General features: G+C 71.0%; 8 protein-coding genes and 1 pseudogene. 4 read left to right on the forward strand and 5 right to left on the reverse strand.

Translation table 11 applies throughout. From position 1 onward, the window contains the following. Positions 1–105: 105 nt before the first annotated feature. Both B5D66_RS02175 and B5D66_RS02180 read right to left on the reverse strand, forming a co-directional pair. Entirely contained in the window at positions 106–1,647 is a 1,542-nt protein-coding gene (locus tag B5D66_RS02175) for an MFS transporter (protein ID WP_078759845.1), read from the reverse strand. Continuing rightward, the gene (locus B5D66_RS02180) at positions 1,644–2,210 is read right to left on the reverse strand and encodes a TetR/AcrR family transcriptional regulator (protein ID WP_078759846.1); all 567 of its coding nucleotides are present in this window, start codon (positions 2,208–2,210) and stop codon (positions 1,644–1,646) included. The genes B5D66_RS02175 and B5D66_RS02180 overlap by 4 nt, the downstream gene beginning before the upstream one ends. Before the next feature lie 850 nt (positions 2,211–3,060). Between B5D66_RS02180 and B5D66_RS02185 the strand changes: the two genes are divergently transcribed. Then, a complete protein-coding gene (locus tag B5D66_RS02185; RefSeq protein ID WP_078759847.1) occupies positions 3,061–4,407 on the forward strand; it encodes a cellulase family glycosylhydrolase in 1,347 nt (448 codons plus the stop codon). A gap of 235 nt (positions 4,408–4,642) precedes the next feature. Further along, positions 4,643–4,897 carry a hypothetical protein gene (locus tag B5D66_RS02190; protein WP_235000690.1) on the forward strand — a complete coding sequence of 85 codons (255 nt, stop codon included), beginning with the start codon at positions 4,643–4,645 and terminating at the stop codon, positions 4,895–4,897. Positions 4,898–5,221: 324 nt separating this feature from the next. On the opposite strand, the pseudogene B5D66_RS26420 reads toward B5D66_RS02190, so the two are convergent. Beyond that, a pseudogene (locus B5D66_RS26420) lies at positions 5,222–5,449 on the reverse strand (carboxymuconolactone decarboxylase family protein); the annotation flags it as partial. Positions 5,450–5,616: 167 nt separating this feature from the next. Beyond that, positions 5,617–5,961: a hypothetical protein gene (locus B5D66_RS02200; protein WP_078759848.1), complete on the reverse strand. Its 345-nt coding sequence runs from the start codon at positions 5,959–5,961 to the stop codon at positions 5,617–5,619. Positions 5,962–6,069: 108 nt separating this feature from the next. Between B5D66_RS02200 and B5D66_RS02205 the strand changes: the two genes are divergently transcribed. Next, the gene (locus B5D66_RS02205; protein WP_235000648.1) at positions 6,070–6,681 is read left to right on the forward strand and encodes a GrpB family protein; all 612 of its coding nucleotides are present in this window, start codon (positions 6,070–6,072) and stop codon (positions 6,679–6,681) included. 743 nt (positions 6,682–7,424) lie between these two features. Then, positions 7,425–10,088: an alanine--tRNA ligase gene (gene alaS, locus B5D66_RS02210; RefSeq protein WP_078759849.1), complete on the forward strand. Its 2,664-nt coding sequence runs from the start codon at positions 7,425–7,427 to the stop codon at positions 10,086–10,088. A 141-nt stretch (positions 10,089–10,229) separates the two neighbouring features. Here the strand turns inward: alaS and map are convergent, their stop codons facing one another. Further along, positions 10,230–11,048 carry a type I methionyl aminopeptidase gene (gene map, locus B5D66_RS02215; RefSeq protein WP_078759850.1) on the reverse strand — a complete coding sequence of 273 codons (819 nt, stop codon included), beginning with the start codon at positions 11,046–11,048 and terminating at the stop codon, positions 10,230–10,232. Between the last annotated feature and the right edge of the window lie 106 nt (positions 11,049–11,154).

Here is an 11,154-nt window from a genome sequence, read left to right on the forward strand (position 1 = left end):
GGAGACACACCCCCATGGGGAGGCCGGGCGGCGTCGGTGCGACGCCGCCCAGGGCAGCACCGTCGAGGTCCGGGAGCAGGCGGAACGCCGGTACGGGCGTGGCCGTCACCCGTGGCCGGACGGTGCCCCCTCTCCCGGACGGTGGTTCTTGAGCATGACCCAGGAGGCCGCCGCGGCGGCCAGCAGGAGCAGGGCGCCGATGGCCGCGGCCGAGGCCAGGCCGGTGGTGAAGGCGGCCCGCGCGGCGTCGAGCAGCGCCTGGGCCTGTTCGGCCGGCAGGGCCGCGGCCGCTTCGGCGGCGCCACCCAGGGAACCACGGGCGTCGGAGACGGCCGCCGCGGGCATACCGGGCGGCACCTCGAAACGCTGGTAGACGCCGGTGATGATCGACCCCAGGACCGCGATCCCCAGGGCCATCCCCAGTTCGTAGGCGGTCTCGGAGACCGCCGAGGCCGCCCCCGCCTGGTCCTTGGGGACACTGGACAGGATGACGTCGTTGGCGACCGCGAAGGCCAGGCCCATGCCGACGCCGACGAGGAACAGCGACACGGCCATCAGCGCGTAGCCGCTGTCGGGGGTGAGGAGGACGAGCAGGGCCAACGCGCCCCCCATCGTCGCCATCCCCCCGCTCAGGACGACCCGGACGGAGGAGCGGCGCACCAACCACCCGGCCACCAGCCCGCTCCCCATCGACGCGACGACGGCGGGCAGTTCGGCCAGTCCCGCGACGAAGGGGCTGTACCCCTGGACGAGCTGGAAGAACTGGGACAGGAAGTAGACCAGCCCGGACATGCCGAGAACCGACAGCAGGTTGGCGCCGATCACCCCGGAGAAGGCGCGGTTGGCGAACAGCCGCACGTCGATGAGCGGTGACGGGAGCCGGACCTGCCGCCGGACGAACAGGACCAGGGCGAAAACGCCGACCAGGGCCGCGGCCGCGGTGCCCGCGCTCAGGCCGTGCGCCGCCGTCTCCTTGATCGCGTAGACGACGCCGATCATGCCGACCATGGACAGCCCGACGCTGGGCAGGTCCCACGGACCGGGGTCGGGGTTCTTCGACTCGGGCAGCAGCTTGATGCCGACGGGCAGCAGCAGCGCCATGACCGGGACGTTGATCAGGAAGACCGACCCCCACCAGAAGTTCTCCAGCAGGAGGCCGCCCAGGACGGGGCCGAAGGCGGCTCCGCCGGAGGTCGCCGCCGCCCAGATGCCGATCGCGGTGCTGCGCTCCGCCGGGTCGGGGAAGAGGCTGCGGATCAGCGCCAGGGTGGAGGGCATCAACGTGGCGCCGGCGACGCCGAGCAGGGCCCGGCCCAGGATCAGGGCCTCGGCCGTGGGAGCGTAGGCGGTCAGCGCCGAGAACAGGCCGAAGGCGGTGGCGCCGGTCAGCAGGAGCTTCTTGCGGCCGATGCGGTCGCCGAGGCTGCCCATGGTCACCAGCAGGCCGGCCAGGACGAAGGAGTAGATGTCGCCGATCCACAGCAGCTGGGTGCCGGTGGGGGCGAGGTCCTCGCTGATGAAGGGGGTGGCCATGCCCAGCACGGTGCCGTCGACGGCGATCAGCAGGACGGCGAGGACCAGGGTGCTGAAGGCCCACCAGCGTCCTCGGCGCTGCCGGATGTCGGAAGAGCTCGGGGCGGTGGTCATCGGTCCGTCTCCCTGGAGGGTCTGCCGGCCGAGGCGACGCCGTGCAGCAGCAGGTCGGTGATCATGTGCTGGAAGTCGCGGGCGGCGACGCGCCCGCTCTGGACGGACCACGCCGCGCCGGCCACGAGGCTGTAGAAGGCCTCGGTGAGCCAGGCCGCGGACAGGTCGGGGGTGAACTCCCCGCTGCGCTGGCCGCGCCGGAACAGTTCGAGAATCCGTTCGTCGATGTCCTCCCAGCCCGGATGGGTCTGTTCGGGTATGTCCTGGCCCTGGGTGTACAGCAGCGCCAGGAAGGGGGCGACCGGTTCGCAGGCCGTGGTCAGGCGGTGCAGCGCCTGCGTGGCCGTCCCCTCCTCCAGGCGGGCCGCGCGCAGGGCCTCGTCCATCCGGGTGACGGCGGACTCCTCCACCGCCGCCAGCAGCTCGCGGCGCCCGGCGAAGTGCCGGTGCAGGGTGGCCCGGCTGATCCCGATCGCCTTGGCGATCTCGTCCTGAGTCGCGTTGGGGCGGCGGGCGAGATGGTCCGCCGCGGCGCGGAGAAGTTGGTCACGATCCGATGTCATGAAACAATCCTAGCTCTTTTGCGACATAAGTGTCTCAAAAGACGGCGGGGAACGGCCCACTTCGAAACCCGTCCAACGCCCCGCCCCGGCGCGCGCCGGCCGACCACTCTCGGCGCCGTGCCACCCGGACGGGCCGGCCCCCTCGCCCGGGAACGGCGACGGACACCCGGGCCCCAAAGCCGCTCCCCAAGACCTCCACGACCCGACGGGACTCGCTCCCCTGGTCCACGGGGAGGTCGCACCACTCCGTCAGCGCCCTCGGAGCCACCCCTCGACACCTCGGCGAGGGCCCACCCGCGACGCGTCGCGCCTTCTCAGATAATTTTCGGCGGAATTTTCACCTCTCCCCCGGAGGGCCCATCACATCCTTGACGTTTCACCTCCCTCTTCCCGCCTCCTTTACCTTGTAGATTCACTACGGTGATCCAGATCACTTTCCCCTCTGTCCGCGGGCGCCGATTCTGGTTACATTAAGGCGGTGTAACGGCGGCGAGACCGCAGGAGGAAGTTCATGCGGGCCGAACGGACCCTCGCGCTCATCCTCGGCGAGCACGACGGCTCGGCGTTCGCCGGGCGGGTCCGCTCGCGCGGAAGGCCGCCGCGCCCCCATGACGTACCGGCCGCCTCGCGCGCGGAACAGGCGGCGACGACGCGCTTTTGGGAGCGCTCCCGAAACCGGATGCCCAGGGCACCGCCGACGTGTCGGCCACGCGATGCCTCCCGCGACCATGCGGCCCGCCCGCCTGATGGTGCGCCCGTCCCCTGAACCCGAACGGAGCCGGCCGGCCAGTACGTCTGTTCACGTTCCGGCTCAACGCCCGTGACGACATCCTCGCCTAGGAGCCCATCCATGCGTACCCGCCTCGCCATCATCGCCTCGGCGGTGGCCACCCTCTTACTCTCCTTCCTCCTCGTCGTCCAGCCGGCCCACGCCGAGACCGGCTTCGAGATCCGCGACGGCCGCCTGGTCGACGCCAACGGCAACGACTTCGTCTTCCGCGGGGTCAACCACCCCCACGCCTGGTTCACCCACGAGACGGAATCCTTCGCCGAGATCGCCGACCTCGGGGCCAACTCGGTGCGCGTGGTCTTGAGCAGCGGGCACCGCTGGACCCGCAGCGAGGCCGCCGACGTCGCCAACGTGATCTCCGAGTGCAAGGCCAACAAGCTGATCTGCGTGCTGGAGGTCCACGACACCACCGGCTACGGCGAGGAGGGGGCCGCGGCCAGCCTCGACCAGGCGGTGGACTACTGGATCGACATCCAAGACGTCCTGACCGGCCAGGAAGCCTACGTGCTGCTCAACATCGGCAACGAGCCGTGGGGCAACACCGACTACCAACAGTGGACCGGCGCCACCACGCAGGCGATCGACAGGCTGCGCGACGCCGGGTTCGACCACACCATCGTGGTCGACGCCCCCAACTGGGGACAGGACTGGTCGTTCACCATGCGCGACAACGCCCAGCAGATCTTCCAGAGCGACCCCGCGGCCAACCTCGTCTTCGACGTGCACATGTACGGCGTCTACGACACCGCCGCCGAGATCGAGAGCTACCTGACCTCCTACGTCGACGCCGGCCTGCCGATCATGGTCGGCGAGTTCGGCCACAACCACAGTGACGGCAACCCCGACGAGGACGCCATCCTGGCCACCGCCGAGGAGCTGCAGATCGGCTATCTGGGCTGGTCCTACAGCGGCAACGGCGGCGGGGTGGAGTACCTCGACCTGGTGGACGACTTCAACCCCGACAGTCTGACCGCGTGGGGTGAGCGGCTGTTCAACGGCCCCAACGGGATCGTCGAGACCGCCGAGATCGCCAGTGTCTACGACGGGCCCGGCCCCTCCCCCGAGCCCTCTCCGGACCCCTCGCCCGATCCCTCCCCTGAGCCCGAGGGCGGCTGCACCGCCGTCTACGAGGTCGTCAACCAGTGGAGCGGCGGCTTCCAGGGCGAGGTCGAGGTCACGGCGGTCGAGGACGTCACCGGCTGGCAGGTCTCCTGGACCTTCGCCAACGGCCAGCAGATCACCCAGGCGTGGAACGCCGACGTCACCGTCGACGGCGGCGTGGTCACCGCCGTGAACAAGAGCTACAACGGTCACCTCCCGGCGGGGCAGTCCGCGTCGTTCGGCTTCACCGCCTCCCACAACGGCACCAACCAGGTCCCCGTCCCCACCTGCACCCCGCGCGGCTGAACCGACCCGCGCCATCGTCCGCCGCCTCCGCGTGATCGGTGGGCGTGAAGGTCCGGCGGAGCCGACCACGCGGATCGGGAGCGCTCCCGATCCGCGTCCGGCCGCCGGACCGCCACCCCGGACGTCTCCCCGTGCCTAAAGCCCACGGCCCCGCTCTCGCCGAAGCCCGCGATCTGTTCGAGGAGTTCCTGGAGGCCGAGATCCGCCTGATGCTCCGGGCCGGGGCCGACCCCGCGTGGGGCACAGCGCCGAGGCGATGCTCCGGGCCGGGCTGGTCGACGTCGATCCGCGGCCTCACGTGGAGATGTGGGACGCCGACTCCCCTGGTGTCCACCTGATCTCCCACCACACCCGCCACCTGTGTGAGGCGTTCCTGCGCGAAGGGCTGACCGACCAGCGGCTCGCCGAGGTCCGGACCCTGCTGGCCGACCCGGGGTTTCGGGCCTGTTCCTGCGTCATCTACTCGGTGCAGGGCCGGCGCCCCCGGTGACCTGTCCGGGTCCGTCCCGGCCCCGACGCCTCCGGCGTGCCGTGAGGGACGCCGTCGCCGCGCCCGCCTTCGGCCGGGGACGGCGTCCTCAGCGCCGGGGCGGTGCCATGGCGGTGGCGACCCCAACCGGTTGTAGAGGTTGATCAGCCCGATGGCCATGAGGAACGCGGCGACCTGCCGTTCGGAGAAGTGGTCGGCCACGCGTCGGTAGACCCCCGTCGGGGACCCCTGCCCGCCGAGCCTGGTGGTGGCGTCCACCAGCTCCAGGAGGGCGCGTTCGGCCTCGGTGAAGTGGCCCGCCGCCTCGCGCCAGACACCGATGAGCACAAGCCGCTGTGGGGACTGACCGGCCTTGAGCGCCTCGTGGGCATGCAGGTCCGCGCAGAAGGCGCACCCGTTCAGGTAGGAGGCGCGCAGCTGGATCAGCGTGAGCAGGTCGGTGTCGATGACCCCGCCCACGATCTCGCCGATCTCGGCCAGCTTGGCGTAGGCCTCGGGAAGCTGCTGTGCCACCTGGACGCGCTGGGAGCCCATGGGGTCGGTCCTCTCCATACTCGACACCGCGGAAAACCCGTGGATTCGGGGCGACCGCCTGGAAACCAGGACGTTACCATCGGCGTTGGAACGATGACCCTGGGTTAATAAATCCCGCGGTTGCCGGAACCGGCCCTCGTCCCGTCCCCCTTCGGCTCCATCCCCCGGCCCTGTTCAGGCCGTGGTCACCGCGACTCCAGCGCCTGCGCCCGCCTTCTCAGGTCCATCGCGATGTCGTCCCAGTCCGGCCCGTGCAGCCACAGGCTCTCGGCGGCCTCCCGCAGCAGCGCGGGGTCCTGTGGCCGTTGCAGGAGCACCAGCCGGTAGGAGAGGTTGCGGATCCAGACCGGTAGGTACCCGTCGACCAGGTGGGGGCAGAGCTCGCGTAGCATGGTCAGGATCGAATCCGCGTCGGCGAAGGTCAACTCCTCGACGAAGGCATGCTCCCGGTGGTCGAGGTCGCACTCCGGTACGGGCCGGTACTCGTCTCCGTAGAGGCAGCGGGCGTGTTCCGTCAGGGTGCCGTGCATGCCCCGGAGCCTACGCCGCCCTCCACCGGCGCGCGGCAGGCGCGGATGGCCCCTCGGTCCCGGGGGATACTGGGGGCCGACCCGTACCGTCGAGGACAGGAGCCCCTCATGTCCGCTCCGGGCGACCAGGAACGAGACGCCCCCCGCCGGCCGATGACCCCGGAGGAGATCGAGGCCGCGAACGTCGGAGCGGCCCCCAGGTTGAACGGCCGGATCAGCCTCGCCGAGTACGATCCGCGCTGGCCCGAGGTCTTCGCGCGGGAGGCCGCCCCCATCGCCGAGCGTCTGGACGGTCTCGACCACCGGGTCGAGCACGTGGGTTCCACCTCCGTGCCGGGACTGCCCGCCAAACCCGTCATCGACATGCTGCTGATCGTCCCCGACTCGGCCGACGAGGCGGCCTATGTCCCTCGCCTTGCGGAGGTGGGCTTCGCGCTCGTCATCCGCGAACCGTCCTGGTACGAGCATCGCCTGCTCCGCAAGGAGGGTCTCGACCCGAGCGCCGATTCGGCCAACCTGCACGTGCTGTCCCACGGCTGTCCCGAGATCGACCGGATGCTGCTCTTTCGCGACCGGTTGCGCGCCGACGCCGCCGACCGGCGGCTCTACGCCGAGACCAAGCGCTCCCTTGCCACGCGGACCTGGCAGTACGTGCAGAACTACGCCGACAAGACCGATGTGGTCACGCGCATCCTGCGCCGCGCCGGCCTGGAGGGGTGAGCCCCGCCGCGACGGCCCCGCCCATGGCGGACGGGCCCCGGGCGGGCCGGCCCGCACCTCGTCTGTGACGCGACGTGTACGAGGCCGACCAGGGTGTAGACGATCCCGTGGGGCTCACCACCGCATCGGCACGAACGGTCACCGGGTTGGCGGGCGCGACCGTCGCCGCCGCCTCGACCACACCGGCACCTCGGCGTCGCCCGGGGGCCGGCCCGGATCGCGGTGACGGCGCCACCCCCGGGACGGACACCGGCGCACACCGGCGGCGGGCGCGGCGCAGCAGGCGTGTGGCCGCCGACGCGCAGGAGGCTTCGGGCCACGCCCCCTGTTCCCGGGGCGTTTCCCGACGGGGAGCCGGGACCGATCGCCCCGCCTCCCCTCGCGGGGATCGCGAAGCCGCCGAAGTCCGTTTCCGTCGCCGTGCTTTTCCGCCCCTTCGGGTGAAGGGACGGCCGTGTTAAAGTCGATCGAGCGAAACGCGACGGTGCGCTTCCACGCGCTCCCGAGCTCATCGATATGGAAAGTCACCATGGGTCTGCTGGCACGACGGCGAGCTATCTGCGCCGAGCCGGAATCCGAGGACAGCCTCCTCGCCTGATTCCCTCGGCCGGCTCGGCGAGTTCTTCTTTCGACGTCGTTCCCCACGGACTCCGCCTGGGCAAGATCCTCTTGGCGAGGACCCGCCCGCCATCGTGTGCGGTGCGGTCCGGTTGGCGTCCGTACCGGACTCCGAAAGGTCCTCCGTGCTTTCCAGGGAAATCCGCGACACCTTCTTCGCTTTTTTCGGTGAACGCGGCCATATCCGTGTTCCGTCGAGTCCCCTCATCCCCTCCGACCCGACCCTTCTGTTGGCCAACGCGGGGATGAACCAGTTCAAGCCCTACTTCCTCGGTGAGGCGGTGCCCGACTCCCCCCGGGCGATGACGGTGCAAAAGTGCGCGCGCACCTCCGACATCGACAACGTCGGCCGCACCACCCGTCACGCGACCTTCTTCGAGATGCTGGGGAACTTCTCCTTCGGCGACTACTTCAAGGCCGAGGCGATCGCGTGGGCCTGGGAACTGTTCACCGAGGGCTACGGCCTGGACCCCGAACGGCTGTGGATCACCGTCTACCTCGACGACGACGAGAGCGCGCGGATATGGCGCTCGATCGGCGTGCCGGCCGAACGCATCCACAGGCTCGGCGTGGAGGACAACTACTGGTCGATGGGGGTTCCGGGCCCGTGCGGCCCCTCCTCCGAGCTGTGCTACGACCGCGGCCCCGCCTTCGGCGCCGAAGGCGGCCCCGCCGTGAACGACGAACGTTACGTCGAGCTGTGGAACCTCGTGTTCATGGAGAAGCTGCGTGGCGAGGGTCCCGCGAAGAAGGACTACGCCGTCCTCGGCGACCTGCAGAAGAAGAACATCGACACGGGCCTTGGTCTGGACCGGCTCGCCGCGATCCTGCAGGGGGTCGACACGGTCTGCCAGACCGATCTGCTCGCCCCCACCCTGGAGGCCACGCAGGAGCTGGCCGGCCGGCGCTTCCCCGGACACGACGGCTCACCCGAGTCGGTGTCCTTCCAGGTCGTCACCGAGCACGCCCGGTCGATCGCCTTCCTGATCGCCGACGGTGTCCTGCCCTCCAACGAAGGGCGCGGCTACATCCTGCGCCGGCTGATGCGCCGTGTCGTGCGCCACGCCCGTCTGCTCGGCATCGACCGGCCCGTGCTGGCGGAGGTGACGGCCTCGGTGGTGGGCAATCTGGGCGAGGACTGGCCGGAGCTGACCACCCAGTCCTCCCTGATCGAACAGGTCGTCTCCGCCGAGGAGGAGACCTTCAACCGCACCCTGCGCCAGGGGACGCGGCTGCTGGAGGCCGCGATCGAGCGCGCGCGTGACACCGGCTCCTCGTCCCTGTCCGGGGACACCGCCTTCGAGCTGCACGACACCTACGGTTTCCCGGTGGACCTCACGACGGAGGCGGCCGGCGCGGCCGGCCTGGAGGTGGACCAGGAACGCTTCACCGCCCTCCTGGAGGAACAGCAGCGCCGCGCCAAACAGAGCGGCAAGGAGCGCACCGGGGCCGCACTGGCGCGGCTGGAGGCCTACCGACACGTCGCCGCCCGCTTCGGGTCAAGCGAGTTCGTCGGTTACGACACCACCACCGCGGAGAGCACGATCGCGGCCCTCATCGTCGGCGGCGACCTGGTCGAGCACGCCGACGAGGGCCAGGAGGTCGAGGTGGTGCTCCACCAGACGCCCTTCTACGCCGAGTCCGGCGGGCAGGTGGGCGACGCGGGAGTCATCCGCAGCCGCGACGGCGCGCTCGTCGAGGTCCGCGACACCCGTGCCGGCGTCGTGGGACTGACCGTGCACAAGGGCCGCGTCACGTCGGGCACGGTGCGGATCGGAGAGGAGGTGCGCGCCGAGGTCGATCCCGACCGCCGCACGGCCGTGGCGAGGTCGCACTCGGCCACTCACGTTCTCCACGCCATGCTGCGCAGGACCCTGGGAGACCACGCGCGCCAGCAGGGGTCCCTGGTCGCCCCCGGCCGCCTCCGGTTCGACTTCGCCCACTTCTCCGCGCTCGACCAGGACCGGATCGACGACATCTCCACCCTCATCAACGAGGCGATCCTGGACGAGCCCGAGGTCCGCGTCTGGCACACGAGCCGGGCCGAGGCCGAGGCGGCCGGGGCCATGGCGCTCTTCGGCGAGAAGTACGGGGACGTGGTGCGCGTCGTCGACATCGGCGACTTCTCCCGCGAACTGTGCGGGGGAACCCACGTCGACAACGCGGCGGCCATCGGGCCCGTCCACATCCTCAGCGAGTCCTCGATCGGTTCGAGCCTGCGCCGGATCGAGGCGCTGACAGGCCGGGACGCCCTGCGCCACTTCGACCGGGAACGGATGCTGCTCAACGAGCTGACCGGCCTGTTGGGAGTCGGCCGTGACGCGGCGGTCGACACGCTGACCAAACGCCTGAGCTCACTGGCCGACGCCGAGAAGAAGTTCGCCGAGATGCGCAGGAGGGAACTGGAGGGCATCGCCGAGCGGCTGGCCGGTCGGGCGCGCGCGTCCGGTGGCGGCTGGCTGGTGGTCTCCCGCGTCGACGAGGTGGAACGGGACGAGCTGCGCACGGTCGCCGCGTCGGTCCTCCAGCGCCGCGGGGCCTCGGAGGGCGTGGTCGTCCTCGCCACCGAGGCCGAGGGCAAGGCCGCGTTGACCGTCGCCATGGGCAACCGTCTGGCCGAGAACGGGACGAACGCACGCGATCTGCTGACCAGGGCCGCCGCGATGATCGGGGGAGGCGCCGGAGGACGCGGCACCACGGCCAGCGCCGGCGGGCGTCAGGTCGAGCATCTCGACGAGGCCCTCCGCGCCGCGCGGGAGGAGGCCGAAGCGCGTCTCGGGTCCCTGTGAGCCGGTAACAGGGCGCCCGGACCCTCGTCGGGGGTCCGGGCGCCCCCACCGCGGCACGCGAGGGGGGCCTCCCCGGGGATCGGGCTTCCAAAGCGGCGAAGTCGCAGGGGGCGCGGGCAACCGGGTCTTCGCCCGTATCCGCTACCGGGCCGAGACGGACCGGGCGTTTTCCTCCCCCCGCTCCCGCGGGGTCTCCTCGCGCCGGGTGAGGACGAGGGGACCGTCCTCGGTGATGGCGACCGTGTGCTCGGAGTGCGCGCCCCGGGAACCGTCGGCCGAGCGGATCGTCCAGCCGTCGGGGTCGAACACGATCCGGTCCGTCGTCCGGGCGAACCAGGGCTCCAGGGCCAGGGTCATGCCCGCCTTCAGCTTGAGCCCCTTGCCCGCGCGGCCCTTGTTGGGCACGTGGGGCTCCTCGTGCATGGTGCGCCCCAGCCCGTGACCGCCGAACTCGGTGTTGACGGGGTAGCCGTATCCCGCCGCGACCGCGCCGATGGCGGCCGAGATGTCCCCGAGGCGGTTCCCCGGACGCGCGGCCTCGATGGCGGCCTCCAGGGCCACCTCGGTGGCCTCGACGAGCTTCAGGTCCTCCTCCGCCGCCGCCCCGACGATGACGGTCCGGGCCGAGTCGGCCACCCAGCCGTCGATCCCGACGGCGATGTCCATGCTGAGGACGTCTCCGTCGCGGAGCGTGTAGTCGTGCGGCAGCCCGTGCAGGACCGCGTCGTTGACGGACAGGCACACGACGTTGCGGAACGGTCCCTTTCCGAAGGAGGGGGCGTAGTCCCAGTAGCAGGACTCCGCGCCGCGCCGGCGGATCATGTCACGGGCGTGCCGCTCCAGGTCGAGGAGGTTGACGCCGACGTCCGCCCGCTCGCCGAGTTCGGTCAGAACCTGGGCGACGAACTCCCCGGTGACACGCATGCGCTCGATTTCCCGCGCGGACTTCAACTCGATCACGGACGATCCTCTTCTCGGTCGGGTTCCAACGGAACGGAGACGTCAACACCCACGTCGGGCCATTGCGGCCGGCCGCTGGGAAGGCCGCGAGGCTCCGTCCCGTCCG

Origin of the sequence: Marinactinospora thermotolerans DSM 45154 (assembly GCF_900167435.1) — a bacterium.
Lineage (GTDB): Bacteria > Actinomycetota > Actinomycetes > Streptosporangiales > Streptosporangiaceae > Marinactinospora > Marinactinospora thermotolerans.